Consider the following 19,906-nt stretch of genomic DNA (forward strand, 5'->3'; position numbering starts at 1 on the left):
GATAGCGATCTGCCGTAGCCGTCGCGCCTGGCGCGACCCGCCCCTACTCGATCTGTCATGGGCCACAGGTCTGTGACGCACGATCAGCTCCCTCCCTGACACTCCGCAACGCGGAGCCAATAGAACGAACTGATCTTCACCGAAGGTTCGCAGTACACCCATGAGCGTCGCAGGGGATGCTTAAGGTAAACCCTCAAGGTTCCCAAGGATCCCCCAAGCGGAGACAGGGGGCTCAGTCACGATTTTCCTGATTCAAGGCTTTTGTGAACCTGGGTTTGCTTGTGCCAGATGCCGCGAGGCCGCAAAGGGTTCCCTTGACCGATTCAAGATTTTCCCAAGGCGTGAAAGAAGAAGTGGATCAATCAGTAAGGATTTAATAAGAGTGCCAACGGGTCACCTCTCCGCCCTTACCTGGCGTAACGTACAACTCCAGGGCCTATCAGAGTTGGTGTCGCAAAGGGCGTGACAGGAGCTCCGCCCTGTCGCCGTGTTCCCGTTTGTGAGGGTTTCTGCGAGGCCGTGCGGCTCCAGGAAGAGTCCCAGATTCTGTGCGCAGTACACCGGGAACGCGTTTCATCGCTTGCGTGGCAGGACTCGTACCGCGGGTCCGCGGTCTGCTTGCCGCAACTGCTCGTTCTCCAGTTCCAGGACCTGGGTGATCCGGACGAGCTGCTGTACCTGCGTGATGAGGCTGTCGCGCTCGCGGCGGAGTCTGGCTGCCTGGTCCCGCAGGACGTCGTGCCGTTTCTGGAGGGTGTGCAGGGCTTGTGGCTGGTGGTCCTGCGCGCGGATGAGGGCGTAGAAGAGGTCTTTGAGGTTCGTGTGTTTGTGGGTCAGCTTGTTGCGTTTGAGTCCAGCTTCCTCGGCGAGGGCTTTCACGGTGAGCTGTCCGTCGGAGCGCAGTGGGACGCCGAGCAGAAGGCGGGTCATGGCCTCGGTGATGCACTGGATCTCGGCGGCGTCCGCAGGGGAGTGGGCCATCGTGGAGGTGGCGGCTTCGGCCACGGTGCTGATCACTGAGGCCATGCGCGCCGTGACGGCCGTGGCATCGTGGCCGGAGGCGGCCGGGCCGGTCATGACGTGGCCTGGCCGGGGGTGCGCCGGGAGTTCTCGTGCTGGCGGATCGTCTTCTCCAGGGTCTGGATGCGCTGGGCTTGCCGGCGGGCGATTGGCCCCGGGTTCAGGCCGTCCCCGAGTTCGTCCCGCAGCTGGTCCACCTCTCGTTGGGCGCGGGTGATGTGGGTGTCGGTGCGGGAGATGTTGCCGCAGGCCGGGTTGCAGCGGTCGACGCTCGGTGTGCGCTGTGGGGTGTCCCGGCCTCGGCCGGGATCGCACAGTGCCTTGTAGGGGTCGTAGTTGCACGTCAGCAGGGCGTCCGGGGTTTCGTAGAGCTGGAGTTGGAGGTCGTTGCCGAGGGCGCGGAGCTGGGTCCGGGTGGCGAATCCGCCGGCGTAGCGGGTCTCGAAGGTGCGCGTGGCGGTGACGTACCGGTCGGCGGCCGGGCCGCTGACACCCTCGCCGTCGGCGAGGCGGTCACTGGCTTCGGCGAGGGTGTCGGCCAGGGCGAGTTGGCGTTCGAAGTCGAGGACGGTGAGCATGTCCTGCTTGGTCCGGCCGCCGTACGCGGCGGCTAGGGTCTGACGGAGGTGGCCGTACTGGAGGCCGAGCGCGACGGGGCCGCCGGGCTGGCGGTAGATGAACCAGGCACGGTGCGACGGAATCGCCGCATGCTGACGGGGCCGCCCGGATCGTCCGGGATCATCTCGTGGTCCCTTCCCAGGCTTTCGGCCAGGGAGTTGGCGAAGGCGGCGAAGTAGGTGATGCGGTTGTTAGCCGTGTGCGTGGAGATGGCCGCCCCGCCGTGGGCATGCTGGCGCGCGTGGGGATTGGCCGACAGGCTGCGGGGGAACAGGAGGTCCTCGGTCGAGAGGTCTTCGAGGACGGTGACGGCCCGGTGAACCAGTTCGATCACCGTCCACGGTTCGGGGCGGATCTCACCTGCGGGTTTCGTGGCGCCGTCGGCGTCGAGGACGTTCTTGAAGTGCCGGCCGGTCAGGGTGTGGCGGACGGTTCCGTCGGCCCGCTCCTCACGCACGGCGCAGCCGCGTCGCAGGTGGAGGACTTCGGCCGGCCGCATGCCCGACAGGTACGCGATGGTGATCATCGCGGCGGTGGCGAGGTGGACGGCGAACTGGACGGCATCGGCGTGGTCGATCGACTCGCGCCACGGTTTGCCGTCGATCCGGCCGGTGAGCCGAATGTCGAGTGGGGCGCCGGGGGAGAAACGGATGCCGTCCAGGAGGGCTGGCTCGCGCATCAGTAGGTTGTCGATGGTGGCCGGAGTGATCGCCAGCAGCCCCGCGAGGTAGGCGCGGGCCAGGGGAGGGCGTCGGTTTGCGTGCCGGTCGTAGGTGGCCCGCTGCACTCCCGCGTAGGTGGGGAACGCGCCGCCCGTCGCGCGCAGTTCGTGGCAGAAGGCGCGTAGCCGTTCGCTGCCCTCCGGTGTGGAGGTGGCAGCCGTGTTAGCTGCGAGGCGCCGCCACTCGCGCAGGCCGGTGGTGATGTCAGGGGCCAGGTCGGTAACCATCCGCAGCGACCACACCAGCAGCGGCGACATCGTCGCCGGGTGGATCACCGGGGTATCGCACTCGCCTTCCTCCAGGTCCTGTGTGTCGAAGAAGTCGCGGATTGCGGCGCCGTCGTCCTCCCACGGCGGGATCACCAGGCGGTCGCCGGCCGGGAGGAACGGGGCGTAGGCCCAGGCCCGGGTGAGCTCGAACAGCTGGCGCCGCTTCTGCCTCACCCCGCCGGCCGCCGTAACGACCTTCCGCGCGTACGCCTCCAGCACCTGTGTATCCACGTCCTGGAGCCGGACGATGTTGTGCTCGGCGAGCCAGCGGGCAAAGTCCCGCCAGGCCCGCAGCGTCTTGTGGAACGAGGAGGCCGACAGGACAGGCCGGGTCGCGGTGTACCCGCGTTCCATGAGGATGGCCGGGGCGGGCAGATGCAGCACCGCGTAGGCGGTCCGTTTGAGCGGTGCCCGCAGCGGCTCGGGGACGTCCCACCACGAGAACGTCCGGCTCGCGGCGGTGTCGAGGTGGTCGAGGAAGGACAGTTGCCACACGTTGTCGCTCAGCCTCGGCAGCACGCCGGCCGGGGTGCCGGGCCGGACCCGCTGCGCGGGGAGGACCAGCGCGTCCGGCGGCGGGTCGACGAGCCGGTAGGCACGGTGCGGGGCAGTGGTCATGGGTCGAGCCTCCGGGCGAGCATCCGGTCGATCAGGTCCCGCTCGCGTGCGCCGAGCGCGCCCAGCAGCGCCGTCCAGCGGGAGGAGTCGGCGTAGCGTCCGAGGAGGTCACCGACCCGGGAGTGATGGGCAGCCCAGTCGGCGCTCCACACGGCGGGGCTGACAGCGGTCCGCAGCTGATCCAGGGCCTTGAACAGGTAGACGATCCGCGGCAGATGCCGGGTGGTGGCAATCGCGTTCGGGCAGGCGAAGCACAGCAGAAACGACACCGCGCACCGACCTCCGGCGGACAGCGGACTGTGCTCGAAGTCCGCGCACGCCCCCACCGCGGTGTCCAGCAGACCGGCCAGAACCTCCTCGGCACGCTGCTGCGGGATTCCCGCCTCGGCGGCCAGCACCTCTGCGGTCACGGCCCCGGCGTCTGTGCCTGTGAGGAACCGCATGCGGACCTGCTCGTGAGCGGCGGCCACAGCCTTGTCCAGGCCGACCGCGACGACGTCCCTGCCAGTGTCGATGACCGTCTTGTCGCGCCGCAGGTAGAAGTCCTCGTGGACCCGCTGCGTGTTGTTGCGCGCTCCGGCGAACACCTGCACCGCATGCCGCAGCCGTCCGGCGGTCAGGTCGGCCGGCACAGCCGCGCCGGCCGACCGCGACTGCGCTACCCAGGAGGAGATCCGATCGCCGAGATAGACCGACCCGTCCGCGGTCTTCGGCTCTCCATTGCTGGGCCCCCGGCGCCGGGTGACCAGCAGCAGATCGGTGGGCCGGCCGAGAAGGGCGGCGCTGGCCCGGGCGGGGCTGGTCATCACCAGGACCTGCTGCATGGCCCAGCCAGGGGTGTGCTCCCCGGCATCGACCAGGTTGTTGCTGTTGTGCCGCCGGCGCGTCCCGCGCCTCGGCTTGTCGGTGTCCACCCGGTAGATCGCCGGAGTGTCGCTGTCCTGGTCGGCGTTCGGCCACTGACCGGGAACCTTCATCTCCTGCAGCACCGACAAGTTCCACGCCTCGTGACAGACCAGCAGCACCGCCGCGGCCCCGATCTCGGCCTGGCTCGGGAACAACGCCAGCAGACCCTGCGGTACACCTCCCGTACCGAACCGCTCACGCAGCACCCGATCCGCCCAGGATCTCGCCCGTCCGCACGGCTGGCGTGGCAGATCGCCGTGGCGGATCACGAAGTCCAGCACCTGCGCCCAACCCTCCTCCGCGAGGCCGGCATCAAGCTCACCGGACCGCCATCGCTCCAGGAGCCGGGCGTTGCCCTCGATGCGCAGCCGGGCCGCCCGCACCGTCCGCGCGGCGGCGTCCCGCACCTGATGGACCGTCTCCTTCGAGTACCCCTCCTTCACCGCTGCCCTGCGCCCGCTCCCCAGCCGGCGCATGGTCACCGCATACCGGGTCTCCGGCGGCAGCCCGTCCAGCTCCAGCAGCAGCGACGACAGCCGCCGCCGTCCCAGGCTCGGCGCCAGCCACTCCTCCCACACCACCGGCGTGAGCTGCCCGACCCTCCGGACCGGACGCTCCCTGCCCGCGATCTCCTTGAGGAACAGCTTCAGATCGTTGGCATGCGTCCGGCAGCTCAGCGCGCTCGTCCACCGCACCCGCGTGCATCGCGCGAACGCCGACACCAGCGCCTGCCGCAGCTGCACCGGGCCAGGGCACGCGGTGAAGTCGTATGTCCCCAGGTCCCGGCCGTCCTGGCCCACCGCTCTCACCACCAGCCCAGAGCCGTCCACCACCTCCGGCCGCCGGTACCCCGCCGGGGGCTGTACCGCCGGCCTGCCCCGGCTCACGCGACATCCAGGACCAGGCCGGTCCGCTCCGCCAGCCGTGCCAGAACCTCACTGCTGCCAGGGTTGTCCACGTCCTCCAGCAGCGTCTCGATCTGCAGCCCCCGCACCGGCTCCAGGTAGATCTCCCGTGTCGTCTCCTCCGACCGATGCCCCAGCAGGTCCTTCACCACCGTCCACACCGACCCGTACGCGTCCTCGTACAGCCGCCGCTGAGACGGACTCAGCCCCAGACGCCGGTCCAGGGCATGGTGCAACGACACCAGAACACGAAGCGCCATCGAATGCCGCAGCATCTTCGGTGTCGCGAAGACCTTCACCCCGGCCCTCGCGCACCGCTCGCTTGCTCTCTCGAACGTCTTCGTCCAACTTCGGTACGCCATCGGCATCCCCGCCTCGGTCAGCCATAACATCGCCGGCTCCAGACCCTCCGGTCCCCGCACGAACATCCGCATCCGCTGCCCGGCCGTCAGCTCGTCCAGCGACCCCTCCCGCAGCCGCCCGTCTGTCTCACTCCACCGCGCCCGCCGCCCACGCCCGATCTCCTCAACGACCCTTCGGCCCACCACCCGTTCGTACACACCGGCCTGCTGCGCCCGCCGCACCGAGACCCGACGGGTGGAAGCCCGGTACACCTCCGTCCCCCTTAAAGCGGAATGGCTCACGTAATAAAAACGGCCCGCCCGCTTCGCCACCGCCCTGCCCACCCATCCCGCGTAGTACGAGCTCACGCCGGTCCCTGGCAACTCGACCAGGAGCACGGTCCCGGCCTCCCGCCGCCGCAGACCGCACGAGTACACGAAGTCCGCGAACGCCATGTCCCGGCCATCGTTACGCCCCGGCCAGTCCGGCCGCTCCAGACCATCCGGCCCGAGCCCGCCCAGTCCCACATCACGCCACAGCCGAAACGCCCGCGGCGTCAGCCACTTCACACACGACGTCCGCACATCCCCGGGAGCAAGCTCGGGCGATTCGACGACGCCCCTACCCGGCAAGACCACCGGGCGGGTCACTACGGGCGACACGGCCACGAACTGCAGCTTCCTCCCGATCCCGTACAGCAGTTGCAGCGCGGCGAGCTCCTTCTTCCACGTAGAGCCGGCGATCAGAGCCGGGTTCCCCTCGCCCCGCAGTCGCCAGTCCTCCCAGTCCTCCAGGTCCACGCTTGTCGCCCGATCCCAGTTCCGCCCCCGTCGCCACAAGAAGGTGAAGAACACCCGAAAGCATGGCGCGTAGGTCGCCCAGGTCCCCTCCGCCTTGCCAGCGAACTCTCGGTGCAGCAGGACCGCGCTCAACCTCGGATCAACCCGACCGTCCGGAGAAACCAGAATCGGCAGACCTTCCCGCAGCCCCAACGCTCGCTCCCGCGCGGCCAGATCGCCCCAATGACCGAGCGGACTCTCCGCCCCGGCATCCGGTGTGCCGCCATCGCCTACCCAGAACAGCTGCCACTCGGCCACAACGGACGCCTCTCCGACGGCAACACGACCTCCGACAACACGCGGACCGTACACAGAACGGCAGCTCGTCGGCGACGGCCAGCTGTTCGCGCTGAAAGTGCGGGGCCAGAGCATGATCGAGGCGGCGATCTGTGACGGCGACATCGTCACGGTCCGCCGCCAAGACGCCGCCGACTCCCGCGACATCGTCGCCGCCCTCATCGATGGCGAAGCCACAGTCAAACGGCTGCGCCGCACGGACGACGGCCACGCCTGGCTGATGCCGCACAACCCGGCCTACAACCCGATCCCCGCGGACACCGCGCCCATCCTCGGTAAGGCGGTCGCCGTCCTGCGTAACCTCTGACCGAGCGGTTCAGCAGCGGCCATAGACATAGCAGCGGCGCGAGTCCTCACCCGGAAAGTGCCGGTTTCGGTAGGAGGCGACTCGTTTCACCTCGCGACGGCCGAGCCTGCTGGATCCCCCAGTGGTTTATGGGGCTGTTGCAGATTCGGGTGAGGTCAGGTTGTCACCCGATCGTGCGGCAGACCCGAGTTTTCGGTCGAGGGATGGGCGATCGCACTCAAGGCTACCTTCGGGCATGCGCGTGCATGCGATCACTACACCACGTACAAGTCGTCCGTCACCTCGGCGGTCCTACGGTGTAACGGTTGGCGGATAAACGTCAGCGCACCTTCAGACGTAAAGGGCCATGACCGGACATGAATTCCACCCGCGCTTTCTGGCTCGCCGGCCGTCCGGCCAGCGGTGAGACGACCTTGGCTGTTACCTCCCCTTGGACCGGTCAGCTCATCGGAGAGGTCAGTGTGCCCACCGATGAGCAGGTGGAGGAGGCGGTGGCGGCGGCGTATGCCGTTCGCGATGAGTTCGCGGCTACTCCCGCATATGTTCGTGCCGCCGCGCTCGACCACGTGAGCAAGCGCCTTATGGAGCGCAGCGAGGAGATCGCGCAGCTCATCTCCGCGGAGAATGGAAAGCCGATCAAGTGGGCTCGCGTGGAGGTCGGCCGTGCGGTGTCCGTGTTCCGGTTCGCCGCGGAGGAAGCCCGCCGCTTCAATAGCGGTGAGGCTCAGCGGCTCGACACTGACGCCGGCGGCCAGGGCCGACTGGCGCTCACCCGCCGCTTCCCGAAGGGCGTTGTGCTGGGGATCACGCCGTTCAACTTCCCGCTGAACCAGTGTGCCCACAAAGTCGCCCCGGCTATCGCGGCCGGCGCCCCGATCATCCTGAAGCCGGCGCCCGATACTCCGCTCTCGGGTCTGATCATCGGTGACCTCCTTGCCGAGACCGAACTGCCGGCCGGTTCATGGAGCATCCTGCCGGTCGCCAATGACCGGATGCCGGGGCTGGTGCAGGACGAGCGCCTGCCCGTTATCTCGTTCACCGGCTCCGAGAGGGTCGGGTACGCCATCATGGACTCCGTTCCCAGAAAGCACTGCACGTTGGAGCTCGGCGGCAACGGTGCTGCCGTGGTGTTGGCCGACTTCACGGGCGACGAGGATCTTGACCGGGCCGCCGTGCGCATCGCTACGTTCTCCAACTACCAGGGCGGACAGTCCTGTATCTCTGTGCAGCGCGTGATAGCTGACGCCGCGGTGTACGACCGGCTGTTGCCGCGTATCGTCGCAGCCGTCAAATCTCAAATCACCGGGGACCCTTCCAATGACAGAACTGATGTGGGCCCGCTTGTCAGTGAGGACGCAGCGTGCCGCGTCGAGTCATGGGTCGACGAAGCCGTCGGTTCCGGGGCCACGCTGTATACGGGCGGCAAGCGGGAGGGCGCTTCGTACGCGCCTACGGTCCTCGCGGATGTGCCAGCAGACACGACCTTGGCCTGCGAGGAGGTCTTCGGGCCAGTTCTCACGGTCCTCAAGGTGTCCGGTGAGGCCGAGGCTTTCGCCGCTGTGAACGACTCCAAGTATGGCCTGCAGACGGGTGTGTTCACACGCGACCTGCAGGCTGCCTTCCGCGCACATCGGGCTCTGGAGGTCGGCGGAGTCGTGATCGGCGACGTGCCCTCCTATCGCGCCGACCAGATGCCCTACGGCGGGGTCAAGCAGTCTGGTGTCGGCCGCGAAGGAGTGAAGTTCGCCATGGCGGATTACACCTACGAGCGCGTGCTGGTCCTTACTGACCTCGCGATATAGCAGTTCGCTCACAGCCCCCTGCGAGGCGAACGCTCGCCGGGAACGGCGGTGCGAGGGGGCGTACGAAAGCCGTGCAGTACGACAGGACTGTGGGTGGCTCCGCCGTGCGGTTCGTTCCAGTCTGCGGACCGAGCAGCGCCAGTTCATCAGATGTCGTGCTGCATGCTCGGCGCCGGTGGTCGCGGAGGGCAGGCCGGCGTCGGGCTCGAACCCGCCGTCGCCGCCCCTTGTGCAGATCCGGTTGAGCAGTTCGGCATCCCGTGGTCTTTTCAGCCGGGCCGTGGACCGAAGGAGTCACAGTGGACCAAGTGATGGCGCACGAGGTCGACAACCATGTGTCCCCAGCTGCTCGTTCAGCTTTCGCACGCGCCTCGTTCGGTGCGTTTCATCGTCAAGACCCCTTGACTTGGTGGCGCCCGCCGTCCTGGTGCTGTGACTGCTCGGGTTCGTCACGCTCTACTCGCGCGCGGGTTGCGGCCGCGGACGAGCTCAGCGGTGGTGATCTGACTCGCACGGACCGAAGGAGTGGGGTCCGGCCGTTCACGGCCGGGCCCCACTCATGTCGCTTACGCCGGTGCCGGCACCCAGATCCCGCACACCGGCGGGGCTGCGCTCGCCCGAAGGTTCGGTGTGACTACCGGTGTGACCGCGACGCGGTCACACTCTCTCTTCGCTGGGACGGGCAAGCGCATCGTCTTGCGGCGCTCAGATCTGGTTGAGTCCGCCATCGACGAACAGCTCGGATCCGGTGACGAAGCTGCTCTCATTGCTGGCGAGGAACAGTGCTGCGGCTGCGGCCTCGTCCGGGTGTCCCATCCGGCCCAGCGGTATCTGGCTGGCGAAGGCGTCCCTCATTTTCGCGGCCTGGTCGGCGTCCGCGGCCAGGCCGGTGTTGCCCGGGGTGACGATCGGGCCGGGCACCAGGGTGTTCACTCGGATTGCGCGGTCGCTGAGTTCGTTGGCCCAGGTGCGGGAGAAGGAGCGGACCGCGGCCTTGGACGCGGCGTACACGCCGAAGGCGGCGCCACCTGAGGTGGCAGCAGTCGATCCGGTCAGGATCACCGAGGCGCCGTCGTTGAGCAGCGGAATTGCCTTCTGAACGGTGAAGAGCATGCCTCGCACGTTGATGTCGAAGGTGACGTCGAAGTGCTCCTCGGTGACCTGCTCAAGCGCCGCGAACTCACCGCCGCCCGCGTTGGCGAACAGTACGTCGATGGACCGGCCCCGCTCGGCGACAGCCGCGTAGAGGCGGTCGATGTCCGCGAGGTTCGCGACGTCGCCCCGGACGGCGGTGGCTTCCCCGCCGATCTCGGCCAGCGCGGCGTCGAGAGCCTCCTGCCGACGGCCGGTGATGAACACGTGCGCGCCCTCACGCGCGAATCGCTTGGCTGTGGCCAGTCCGATTCCGCTGTTGCCTCCAGTGACGACTGCCGTCTTCCCGTCAAGCTGTCCCATGATCACTTATCCCTGTCCGGTGCAAACGCCAAAAGTCGTGCACCATGTGTCGCTGCAGTGTTACAGCCCGGAGCGGACAGCCCCGGACCACTTATGGACTGTACGGTAAAGAACCACGTTATGGACCGATCGGGCAAAAACGTGGCTGCAGCCACACCGCCGAGCGGCGACGAGCCGGCCGACGCCGGTCCGCCGATCTGGACCGATAGGTCAAGAAGGACGTATGCTGTTGAACATGGGACGACCGCGGAATTTCGACGAGAACCAGGTTCTGGCGTCTGCGCGCGAGCAGTTCTGGAATCAGGGGTACGCGGCTACCTCACTGCAGGACCTGACGGACGCCACCGGACTGGGCAAGGGGAGCCTGTACGGGGCCTTCGGCGACAAGCGGCAGCTGTTCCTGCACGTGCTGGACGGCTACCGCGACGAACAGCTCAATGGCGTCCGGGCGGCCCTGACCGGGCCCGGTACCCCTTTCGAACGCCTGACCCTGCTCGTTGAGGGCGTGGCCAAGGGATTCACGGAGGACCCGCAGCGGCGCGGCTGCCTTCTGGTCAACAGCACGTCCGAGCTGCACGGCAATGATCCGGACGTCGTCTCCCGGGCCCGGAGCAGCTACCAAGCGGTCGAAGATCTTCTGATCGCCTGCGTGAAGGAAGCCCAGGACGAGGGGACGGTCGAACCGGGGGCGGACGCCCAGGAGGTCGGGCGGCTGCTCCTTGCCGTCATGCAGGGCATCGAGTTTCTCGCGAAGACCGGTATGGACGGCTCAGCTCTGCTGCAGATAAGCCAGGCCGCACTCAAGCAGCTCTCCCGACACTGACCATCCTGCGGGCCGGCACCCTTCACGGGTGACGTGCCGACCGGCAGGGACCCGGGTGGGCCCGCTTGGGTCGGCTGTGAGCACGCGCATTACCTGCCCTCCGAGCACCCCCACGTGTGGCCCCGGGCGTCCGCCCCAGCGCGGTTGACGGCCTGCCCCTTTCCCCATGCCCCTGAGCAGGCACTCCGGCCGGGCGGCTGCGCCGTCGACTGCGCCGCAACGCGGGCCGGACGACGCTCCGGCAGCCGACGGCGATTCGCCAACTGGTGCATTGATCCACTGACTTCGCAATGCACCTGAAGAGGACATAAGTTCTTGACTGTATGGTCCATAAGGTCTACGTTTGGCCTACGGCCCGCGGATTCGCTATTGCAAGTAGACGTCGGGTCGGCGGCAGACGGGCACAGACTTTTCCGCTGCACGGCACAGAGAAGCCGGGCGGAATGCGCGAGGGGTCTCGCGTGCCCCACCGCAAACGCCTGCACCCGCCCAACGAAAAGTGATCACCATGACCACCGCTGCCCAGCCGCCCTTCCCCTACAGCCTCCACAACGTGACGATTTCCGTCAGTGACCTCGACGCGTCGATCCAGTGGTGGAACCGGGTGTTCGGCCTCACCCTGCTGGCCAAGTCCCGCTTCGACGCCATCGGAGCGGACGTCGCCTTCCTGGAGGGCCCCGGGTTCCGGCTCGAGCTCCTCCAGCCCGCGGACGGTGTGCGGATCCCCGAACTGACGGCGGAGCCCCCCGCCCACATCCGCCCGATCGGCAACAAGGCCCTGGTCTTCCGCGTCGAGGACCTCGCCAGCGTGACCCGCACCTTCCGTGACCTGGGCGTGACGACCGTCTGGGAGCAGATGGACCTCGGCGACGGCAGCATCTCGACCGCGATCCGCGACAACGACGGAAACCTCATCAACGTCTTCCAGCAGGGCGCAAGCCCGATCGGCTGACACGGCGAACCCATCGCCCAGGCTGCCGAGCCAGTTTCAGGCGCTCCGGACATGGTCGCCCGGGACATCTTTGAACCGTCCCTCCCGGGCGGCCAATTTACGGCGCCACTGGCCGGCAGTGTCCTGGGTTGACGGCAGCGCCGCCGTTGACCCAGGACCGCGGGACGGCGCTAACTCCGCGCGAACTCAAGCAAATCTTTGTTGAAGATCTCGGCGTACTTGGGCACCATCGCAAGGCCATGAGGTGCGCCCTCGTAGACCTTGTACTGCGCGTCCTTGACGATCTTGGATGATTTGGCGCCCGCGGAGACGATGGGCACGATCTGGTCGTCGTCGCCATGCACGATCAGTGTCGGCACATCGACCTTCTTCAGGTCCTCGGTCGTGTCCGTCTCGGAGAACGCCTTGATGCAGTCGTAGGCGCCCTTGATGCCGACTGTCATGCTCCAGAGCCAGAACTCGTCACGCGTTCCCTGGGAGACGGTCGAGCCCTCACGGTTGGCACCGTAGAACGGGGCACTGAGGTCCTTGTAGTACTGCGAGCGGTCCGTGAGCACACCCTGGCGGATCTCGTCGAACACCTCGATCGGCAGGCCCTCGGGGTTGGCTTCCGTCTTCAGCATCAGTGGCGGGATCGCGCCGAGCAGGACCAGCTTGGCGACCCGTGCCGTGCCGTGCCGGCCGATGTAGCGGGTGACTTCGCCGCCGCCGGTGGAGTGCCCGACCAGAATGACGTCGTGCAGGTCTTCGGTTTCGATGACCGCGGCCAGGTCGTCGGCGTACGTGTCGAGGTTGTTGCCCTCCCAGGGCTGACCGGAGCGGCCGCCACCGCGCCGGTCGTGAGCGATGGCGCGGAATCCGTTGTCCACCATGAGCTTCATCTGGGGGTCCCAGGCGTCGGCGGTGAGCGGCCAGCCGTGGGAGAAGAGCACGGGCTGGCCCGAGCCCCAGTCCTTGTAGAAGATCTGCGTGCCGTCCTCGGCGGTGGCGAAGGGCATGGTTGCGCTCCTCTCGATGTCCGCTCGCGGGCCCTTTACGTCACGCCCTCCGGGGATGTGACGCGAAAGCGGCGCCGCATGAGGTCAACGTTAATTGCGGGGCAGCGATTCAGCGCGTCTGGAACCACCGCTTCGGTACGAGTGGGACGGTCGTTGCCTGACAGGCGAGGAAGTGGTCTGTCTCATACGGTGGTCCTTGCGGTCAGGAGAATTCACCGGTTACGCCACCCGAGTGAACTCCGGGCACAGTCACCCACTCGCCCTGGACATCATCACCGGTGGCGGGCGGCAGCCAGGTGATCACGGGTCGTTATTACTCGTTCTGTGACACGCGGAGGGCAGGATGGGATCCGACGTTGACGTGCTGGTCGTCGGTGCTGGTCCAGCGGGGTTGCTGCTCGCAGGTGACCTGGCCGAGGCCGGAGTGCGCTGCACCGTCGTGGAACGGCGAGAAGGGGAATCCCAGCTGACACGCGCATTCGCCGTTCACGCCCGAACGATGGAGCAACTGGACGCCCGCGGCCTGGCCGACGACCTGCTTCTGACCGGCCTCCGCAACCCGATCCTGCAATTTCTGCGGATCGATCTGTCGCACCTGCCGACCCGTTACCCCCACGTGCTCGTGACGCCCCAGTACAACACCGAGCGACTGCTCCTGTCCCGCGCCCTGACACACGGCGTGAACATCATGCGGGCCCACGAAGTGACTGGCGTCCAGCAAGACCCGAGCGGTGTCGACGTCACCGTGAAGACACCAGCCGGCACTGAACACAGCCTGCGCGCAGACTTCGTCGTCGGCGCAGACGGACGAAACAGCTGCGTGCGCCAGTCCCTCGGCCTCCCGTTCCCCGGCCGCTCCGCCGTTCGCTCCATGATGCTCGCAGACGTCCGGATGGCTGATCCGCCGAAGAAGCCGCCCACCGTGGCAGCGACCGGAGACGCCTTCGCCATTGTCGTCCCGTTCGGCGACGGCTGGTTCAGGGTCATGGCCTGGAACCGCCACCACCCCATGCCCGACACCGCATCGGTCGATCTGGAAGAAATCAAAGACGTCGCCCGCCAGGCGCTCGGCAGCGACTTCGGCATGCACGACCCTCGCTGGCTCTCCCGATTCCACAGCGACGAACGCCAGTCACCCCGCTACCGAGTAGGCCGCGTATTCCTCGTCGGCGACGCCGCCCACGTCCATTCCCCGGCCGGCGGCATGGGCCTCAACACCAGCATCCAGGACTCCGCAAACCTGAGCTGGAAACTCGCAGCCGTTCAGCGTGGCCGCGCACCGGACACCCTGCTCGACAGCTATCAGAACGAACGGCACCCGGTGGGACGCCGGGTGCTGCGGATGAGCGGGGCACTGCTCCGCGGCGTCCTCACCACACCACGGGCATTGTGCGGCCTCCGTGACCTGTCAGCGCGTACGGTGCTGCAAACCCCACCAGTGGCCAGACGACTGGCCATGGCAATCTCGGGAATCGACATTTCCTACCCCGCCGCGGTCGGCGCGCATCCCCTTGTCGGGAAGCGGGCACCTGACGTCCCCCTCAGCGACGGCCGCAGACTCTACGAAGCCCTCCGTAAGCGACGGTTCGTCCTTGTCACACCGTCCGACACGGAGCGCTTCCCCTCACTGATCACAGAGTGGGCCGGCGAGGTGGAGATCGTATCCCCGAAGGGCGCTACCAAAAAGAGTGTTCTGGTCAGACCAGACGCCTATATCGCATGGGCCATCTCGGACGAGTCACCTGAACATCGCATCGACGCGGCCCGTAAAGCATTGACCGAATGGTGCGGCACACAGGGCTCCAGCTCTGTAGCCCCTTCACCCGACTAGGGTCTGTCGTAAGTCACGCGACGGCGAAGACGCGGATTAGGAGGAGGCGAAAAAGGGCGGCCCGACCCCGCTGGAGGTGGCCGCGGTCACCTTCCTTTCTGATCCTGGTCGCGGTGTGGTGCTTCGCCGGAAAGTTCTTCGCCCCCGTCCGGTCGTCGCCAAGGCCCTCAGCCGCTGGGGCCACATTCTGCTGCCGCTGGTGCTGACCGCGATCTCTGGGCAGGCGAGCGAACGGCACAGCCCCGTCACCGCCACCGGACCACCCAGTTGCTCCAGCAACAGGTTCACCGCGGTGTCGTCGCGGTACGAGACCGAGGTCGCGCAGGACGGCGGCGACCGCGAACGGCTTGTGCGCCGAGCACATCGGGAAGAGTTCGCCGGACCGGTACCCGAGACGCGCCCCCGAACCGGTGTCCCGGGCGAACACCCCCAGCCGGGCCCCGTGTTCACGCTCCCGGGTGCGCAGTCCCGCGGTCGTCCCCGGGGCCCACGGGGTGGTCGCCGCCGCCCTCGGGGCCGAGGCCGGCACCGTGCCACGCGACAAGTTGCGCATGGCCGTTCCTTCACCGGGAAGTCGCTCAGGGGGACGCGATTGCGGCCGTGCGGGTTCAGCCGTGGACGGGTGATAAATCCGACGTCGATATCCGACCGGTCGTAGCTCCCGCATCGTCGCAAATGATCCAAACGTCTATACGATGACGCGTGGAACGGCCCGGGCGCGGAGAACCTCTTGAGGGGCGCAGGCCGACGACGGGGACGGTGTCGAGGGGGCGATGCCTTTCATGAAAGGCGACTGGAGCCGGGTGGCCGGGCGGGCGGTCCGCTTCGTGCGGCGCACGCTGCGCGACGAATGGCATGCCATCGTGATGGAGCCGGTACGGCAGCTGGTGCGGCGCGGGCTCTCCGGTCTCGTGCTGGCGTTCGTGGCCGCGTTAGGCGTCATCTTCTTCCACGGCATCGCCCAGCACCCCTTCGGCCGGAGGCTGGTGTGGCACCTCGGCGGCGTCACCGCCGACCTGCCCCTGTGGCTCTCCCTGCTGCGCACCCCGGTGTCGCTCTACGTCCCGGCGCTCGACCTGCCGGTCTGGGCGGGCATCACCCAGCTCTTCCTCGCCTTCGCGCTCGCCGAACTCACCCTCGGCCGCGGCCGCACCCTCGCCGTCGCGTACGTCACCACCCTGGCCGGCACGATGACCGCCCGGGTGATGGTCGCGCTGGGACCCGGCTGGGAGGGTTTCGGCCTGCCGCCGGAGGTCGGCCGGATCCTCGACACGGGCCCGTCCGCCGCCGTGGTGGGCCTCTTCACCTACCTCGCGGTGGTCCGCCGCGCACCCGTCGTCTTCACACTGACCGGCGGCTCGATGGTGTGGGAGTCCGTCGCCGTACCGAACCTCGCCGGCCGCGAACACCTGATCGCCGTGGCCGCCGCGATCGTCGTCGGCCTGCTGCACGGACGCCGGCTGCCGTTCCCCGTCCGCCTGGTGGAACGCCTCGACACCACACCGTCGCCGCCCCGGTCGGACCCGCCGATACCCCGACCGGGCCCACCGCGCCACCCCGTACCGTCCTTCCGCCTGCCCTGAAGACTCCCCAACCCTCCCGGCTTCCCCGAAAACCCATATGTCACGCGGCTGACCCGCCGAAGTGCTCAACAACGTCAATGTGATGGTTTTCGCACTTCAGCCGGTCAGGCCAACCCCTAATGTTGCGCGGGCTACGGCAGGGCGCGGCTGACACCATGGTGTTCGTCGCCGGCAGGCTGAAGGGATCCAGGGATGTTCCGCAAGGTGCTGGTCGCCAACCGTGGAGAGATCGCCATCCGCGCATTCCGCGCGGGCTATGAATTGGGTGCGCGCACGGTCGCCGTCTTCCCCTACGAGGACCGCAACTCGCTGCACCGGCTGAAGGCCGACGAGGCCTACGAGATCGGGGAACCGGGACATCCGGTTCGCGCCTACCTCTCCGTCGAGGAGATCGTGGGCGCGGCCCGGCGGGCCGGGGCCGACGCCGTCTACCCCGGCTACGGCTTCCTCTCCGAGAACCCCGAACTCGCCCGCGCCTGCGAGGAGGCGGGCATCACCTTCGTCGGACCCAGCGCCCAGACACTGGAGCTGACCGGCAACAAGGCCCGCGCGGTCGCCGCCGCCCGTGCCGCCGGCGTACCGGTGCTCGGCTCCTCCCAACCCTCCAACGACATCGACGAACTGGTCCGCGCCGCCGACGAGATCGGCTTCCCGGTCTTCGTGAAGGCCGTCGCCGGCGGCGGCGGCCGCGGCATGCGCCGGGTGGAGGACCCGGCCGCGCTGCGCGAGTCCATCGAGCAGGCCTCCCGGGAGGCGGCCTCCGCGTTCGGCGACCCGACCGTCTTCCTGGAGAAGGCCGTCGTCGACCCCCGCCACATCGAGGTGCAGATCCTCGCCGACGGCGAGGGCAACGTCATCCACCTCTTCGAGCGGGACTGCTCGCTGCAGCGCCGCCACCAGAAGGTCATCGAGCTGGCCCCCGCGCCGAACCTCGACCCCGGACTGCGCGACCGCATCTGCGCCGACGCCGTCCGCTTCGCCCGCGAGATCGGCTACCGCAACGCCGGCACCGTCGAGTTCCTCCTCGACCGCGACGGCAACCACGTCTTCATCGAGATGAACCCCCGCATCCAGGTCGAGCACACGGTCACCGAGGAGGTGACCGACGTCGACCTGGTCCAGGCCCAGATGCGCATCGCCTCCGGCGAGACCCTCGCCGACCTCGGGCTCTCCCAGGAGACGGTGACGCTGCACGGCGCCGCCCTCCAGTGCCGCATCACCACCGAGGACCCCGCCAACGGCTTCCGCCCCGACACCGGCCGCATCAGCGCCTACCGCTCCCCGGGCGGCTCCGGCATCCGGCTCGACGGCGGAACCACCCACGCGGGTACGGAGATCAGCGCGCACTTCGACTCCATGCTGGTGAAGCTCACCTGCCGGGGCCGGGACTTCAGGGCCGCCATCGGCCGCGCCCGGCGTGCCGTCGCCGAGTTCCGCATCCGCGGCGTGGCCACCAACATCCCCTTCCTCCAGGCCGTCCTGGACGACCCGGACTTCCAGGCGGGCCGGATCACCACCTCGTTCATCGAGCAGCGTCCGCACCTGCTCACCGCCCGCTCCTCGGCCGACCGCGGCACCAAGCTGCTCACCTACCTGGCCGACGTCACCGTCAACAAGCCGCACGGCGAGCGCCCCCACCTGATCGAGTCGACCACCAAGCTGCCCCCGCTGCCCGCCGGCGAGCCCCCGGCCGGGTCCCGGCAGCGGCTGGTCGAGGCCGGCCCGGAGGGCTTCGCCCGCTGGCTGCGCGAGTCGCCCACCATCGGCATCACCGACACCACCTTCCGCGACGCCCACCAGTCCCTGCTCGCCACCCGCGTGCGCACCAAGGACCTCCTCGCCGTCGCCCCGGTCGTCGCCCGCACCCTGCCCGAACTGCTCTCCCTGGAGTGCTGGGGCGGCGCCACCTACGACGTCGCGCTCCGCTTCCTCGCCGAGGACCCCTGGGAGCGCCTGGCCGCCCTGCGCGAGGCCGTCCCCAACATCTGCCTCCAGATGCTGCTGCGCGGCCGCAACACCGTCGGCTACACCCCGTACCCGACCGAGGTGACCGACGCCTTCGTCCAGGAGGCCGCCGCCACCGGCATCGACATCTTCCGCATCTTCGACGCCCTCAACGACGTCGGCCAGATGCGCCCCGCGATCCAGGCCGTACGCGAGACGGGCACCGCGGTCGCCGAGGTCGCCCTCTGCTACACCGCCGACCTGTCCAACCCGGACGAGCGGCTCTACACCCTCGACTACTACCTCCGCCTCGCCGAGCAGATCGTCGAGGCGGGCGCGCACGTCCTCGCCGTCAAGGACATGGCCGGCCTGCTGCGCGCCCCGGCCGCCGCGAAGCTGGTCTCGGCGCTGCGCAGCGAGTTCGACCTCCCGGTCCACCTGCACACCCACGACACCGCGGGCGGTCAGCTGGCCACCTACCTGGCCGCGATCCAGGCGGGCGCGGACGCGGTGGACGGCGCGGTGGCCTCCATGGCCGGTACCACCTCGCAGCCCTCGCTGTCGGCGATCGTGGCCGCGACCGACTACTCGGAGCGTCCCACCGGGCTCGACCTGCGTGCGATCGAGGACCTGGAGCCGTACTGGGAGAGCGTCCGCAGGGTCTACGCCCCCTTCGAGGCGGGCCTCGCCTCCCCGACCGGCCGCGTCTACCACCACGAGATCCCCGGCGGACAGCTCTCCAACCTGCGCACCCAGGCCGTGGCGCTCGGTCTCGGTGACCGCTTCGAGGACATCGAGGCGATGTACGAGGCCGCCGACCGCATCCTCGGCCGGCTGGTCAAGGTCACCCCGTCCTCCAAGGTGGTCGGCGACCTCGCCCTGCACCTGGTCGGCGCCGGGGTGCAGCCGGAGGACTTCGAGGCGACCCCGGACCGGTTCGACATCCCCGACTCGGTCATCGGCTTCCTCCGCGGCGAGCTGGGCACCCCGCCCGGCGGTTGGCCCGAGCCGTTCCGCACCAAGGCCCTCCAGGGCCGTGCCGCCGCCAAGCCGGCGCCCGAGCTGACCGCCGAGGACCGCGAGGGCCTGGCCAAGGAACCCCGTACCACCCTCAACCGGCTGCTGTTCCCGGCGCCGACCCGCGAGTTCGAGGCCCACCGCCAGACCTATGGCGACACCAGCGTGCTCGACAGCAAGGACTTCTTCTACGGGCTGCGCCCGGGAAAGGAGTACGCGGTCGACCTGGAGCCCGGCGTCCGGCTGCTGATCGAGCTCCAGGCCGTGGGCGAGGCCGACGAGCGCGGCATGCGCACCGTGATGTCGAGCCTCAACGGGCAGCTGCGGCCGATCCAGATCCGCGACCGGGCCGCGGCGTCCGACATCCCGGTCACCGAGAAGGCCGACCGCGCCAACCCCGGCCATGTCGCGGCCCCGTTCGCGGGCGTGGTCACTCTCGCGGTGGAGGAGGGCGCGGAGGTCGAGGCGGGCGCCACGGTGGCCACCATCGAGGCCATGAAGATGGAGGCCACCATCACCGCCCCGAAGGCCGGCCGGATCTCGCGCCTCGCCATCAACCGCATCCAGCAGGTGGAGGGCGGCGACCTGCTGGTCGAGATCTCCTGAGGCCGGACAGCCCCGGGGAGCGGGGGAGGGCCGGGTCCGCCCGGCCCTGCCC

The 19,906-nt window shown here is 68.6% G+C and carries 13 protein-coding genes and 1 pseudogene; 7 read left to right on the plus strand and 7 right to left on the minus strand.

Annotated features, from left to right (window positions below; translation table 11 throughout):
* Positions 1-573: 573 nt before the first annotated feature.
* From ACZ4UV_RS30595 to ACZ4UV_RS30615, 5 genes are read right to left on the minus strand one after another with little or no spacing between them, the layout of a single operon-like run.
* Positions 574-1,077 carry a hypothetical protein gene (locus tag ACZ4UV_RS30595; RefSeq protein WP_467842199.1) on the minus strand — a complete coding sequence of 168 codons (504 nt, stop codon included), beginning with the start codon at positions 1,075-1,077 and terminating at the stop codon, positions 574-576.
* Complete coding sequence (locus ACZ4UV_RS30600; protein ID WP_467842202.1) at positions 1,074-1,598, minus strand: hypothetical protein; 525 nt, start codon at positions 1,596-1,598, stop codon at positions 1,074-1,076. Before ACZ4UV_RS30600 ends, ACZ4UV_RS30595 begins: the two co-directional genes overlap by 4 nt.
* Positions 1,599-1,630: 32 nt before the next feature.
* Positions 1,631-3,247, minus strand: a complete 1,617-nt coding sequence (locus ACZ4UV_RS30605; RefSeq protein ID WP_467842205.1) for a hypothetical protein — start codon at positions 3,245-3,247, stop codon at positions 1,631-1,633.
* Positions 3,244-5,040: a hypothetical protein gene (locus ACZ4UV_RS30610; RefSeq protein WP_467842207.1), complete on the minus strand. Its 1,797-nt coding sequence runs from the start codon at positions 5,038-5,040 to the stop codon at positions 3,244-3,246. The genes ACZ4UV_RS30605 and ACZ4UV_RS30610 overlap by 4 nt, the downstream gene beginning before the upstream one ends.
* Entirely contained in the window at positions 5,037-6,497 is a 1,461-nt protein-coding gene (locus ACZ4UV_RS30615; protein ID WP_467842210.1) for a site-specific integrase, read from the minus strand. Before ACZ4UV_RS30615 ends, ACZ4UV_RS30610 begins: the two co-directional genes overlap by 4 nt.
* A gap of 58 nt (positions 6,498-6,555) precedes the next feature.
* Here ACZ4UV_RS30615 and ACZ4UV_RS30620 point away from each other — a divergent pair.
* Together ACZ4UV_RS30620 and ACZ4UV_RS30625 are read left to right on the plus strand one after the other, a co-directional pair.
* Positions 6,556-6,843: pseudogene (locus ACZ4UV_RS30620) on the plus strand (LexA family protein); the annotation flags it as partial.
* Between the two features lie 356 nt (positions 6,844-7,199).
* The gene (locus ACZ4UV_RS30625) at positions 7,200-8,645 is read left to right on the plus strand and encodes an aldehyde dehydrogenase family protein (protein WP_467842213.1); all 1,446 of its coding nucleotides are present in this window, start codon (positions 7,200-7,202) and stop codon (positions 8,643-8,645) included.
* A 705-nt stretch (positions 8,646-9,350) separates the two neighbouring features.
* On the opposite strand, the gene ACZ4UV_RS30630 is transcribed toward ACZ4UV_RS30625, so the two are convergent.
* On the minus strand, positions 9,351-10,100 hold the full coding sequence (locus tag ACZ4UV_RS30630) for a glucose 1-dehydrogenase (RefSeq protein ID WP_467842216.1): 750 nt from the start codon (positions 10,098-10,100) through the stop codon (positions 9,351-9,353).
* Between the two features lie 235 nt (positions 10,101-10,335).
* Between ACZ4UV_RS30630 and ACZ4UV_RS30635 the strand changes: the two genes are divergently transcribed.
* Positions 10,336-10,923, plus strand: a complete 588-nt coding sequence (locus tag ACZ4UV_RS30635) for a TetR/AcrR family transcriptional regulator (protein ID WP_451017664.1) — start codon at positions 10,336-10,338, stop codon at positions 10,921-10,923.
* A gap of 508 nt (positions 10,924-11,431) precedes the next feature.
* On the plus strand, positions 11,432-11,875 hold the full coding sequence (locus ACZ4UV_RS30640; protein WP_190172138.1) for a VOC family protein: 444 nt from the start codon (positions 11,432-11,434) through the stop codon (positions 11,873-11,875).
* A gap of 170 nt (positions 11,876-12,045) precedes the next feature.
* On the opposite strand, the gene ACZ4UV_RS30645 is transcribed toward ACZ4UV_RS30640, so the two are convergent.
* On the minus strand, positions 12,046-12,873 hold the full coding sequence (locus tag ACZ4UV_RS30645) for an alpha/beta fold hydrolase (RefSeq protein ID WP_451017665.1): 828 nt from the start codon (positions 12,871-12,873) through the stop codon (positions 12,046-12,048).
* 343 nt (positions 12,874-13,216) lie between these two features.
* Between ACZ4UV_RS30645 and ACZ4UV_RS30650 the strand changes: the two genes are divergently transcribed.
* The 3 genes from ACZ4UV_RS30650 to ACZ4UV_RS30660 all read left to right on the plus strand — a co-directional run bounded on the left by ACZ4UV_RS30650 (position 13,217) and on the right by ACZ4UV_RS30660 (position 19,854).
* Positions 13,217-14,704: an FAD-dependent monooxygenase gene (locus tag ACZ4UV_RS30650; RefSeq protein WP_451017666.1), complete on the plus strand. Its 1,488-nt coding sequence runs from the start codon at positions 13,217-13,219 to the stop codon at positions 14,702-14,704.
* 773 nt (positions 14,705-15,477) lie between these two features.
* Positions 15,478-16,287, plus strand: a complete 810-nt coding sequence (locus tag ACZ4UV_RS30655) for a hypothetical protein (RefSeq protein ID WP_451017667.1) — start codon at positions 15,478-15,480, stop codon at positions 16,285-16,287.
* 192 nt (positions 16,288-16,479) lie between these two features.
* The gene (locus ACZ4UV_RS30660) at positions 16,480-19,854 is read left to right on the plus strand and encodes a pyruvate carboxylase (RefSeq protein WP_467842222.1); all 3,375 of its coding nucleotides are present in this window, start codon (positions 16,480-16,482) and stop codon (positions 19,852-19,854) included.
* The last annotated feature ends 52 nt before the right edge of the window (positions 19,855-19,906 follow it).

Source organism: Streptomyces sp. NPDC028289 (genome assembly GCF_055565975.1).

What these genes read in the sequence shown, in the direction of transcription:
- ACZ4UV_RS30595 (WP_467842199.1), bottom strand. Translation starts at nt 1,077, where the DNA reads ATGACCGGCCCGGCCGCCTCCGGCCACGATGCCACGGCCGTCACGGCG.
- ACZ4UV_RS30600 (WP_467842202.1), bottom strand. Translation starts at nt 1,598, where the DNA reads ATGCTCACCGTCCTCGACTTCGAACGCCAACTCGCCCTGGCCGACACC.
- ACZ4UV_RS30605 (WP_467842205.1), bottom strand. Translation starts at nt 3,247, where the DNA reads ATGACCACTGCCCCGCACCGTGCCTACCGGCTCGTCGACCCGCCGCCG.
- ACZ4UV_RS30625 (WP_467842213.1), top strand. Translation starts at nt 7,200, where the DNA reads ATGAATTCCACCCGCGCTTTCTGGCTCGCCGGCCGTCCGGCCAGCGGT.
- ACZ4UV_RS30630 (WP_467842216.1), bottom strand. Translation starts at nt 10,100, where the DNA reads ATGGGACAGCTTGACGGGAAGACGGCAGTCGTCACTGGAGGCAACAGC.
- ACZ4UV_RS30635 (WP_451017664.1), top strand. Translation starts at nt 10,336, where the DNA reads ATGGGACGACCGCGGAATTTCGACGAGAACCAGGTTCTGGCGTCTGCG.
- ACZ4UV_RS30640 (WP_190172138.1), top strand. Translation starts at nt 11,432, where the DNA reads ATGACCACCGCTGCCCAGCCGCCCTTCCCCTACAGCCTCCACAACGTG.
- ACZ4UV_RS30645 (WP_451017665.1), bottom strand. Translation starts at nt 12,873, where the DNA reads ATGCCCTTCGCCACCGCCGAGGACGGCACGCAGATCTTCTACAAGGAC.
- ACZ4UV_RS30650 (WP_451017666.1), top strand. Translation starts at nt 13,217, where the DNA reads ATGGGATCCGACGTTGACGTGCTGGTCGTCGGTGCTGGTCCAGCGGGG.
- ACZ4UV_RS30655 (WP_451017667.1), top strand. Translation starts at nt 15,478, where the DNA reads ATGCCTTTCATGAAAGGCGACTGGAGCCGGGTGGCCGGGCGGGCGGTC.
- ACZ4UV_RS30660 (WP_467842222.1), top strand. Translation starts at nt 16,480, where the DNA reads ATGTTCCGCAAGGTGCTGGTCGCCAACCGTGGAGAGATCGCCATCCGC.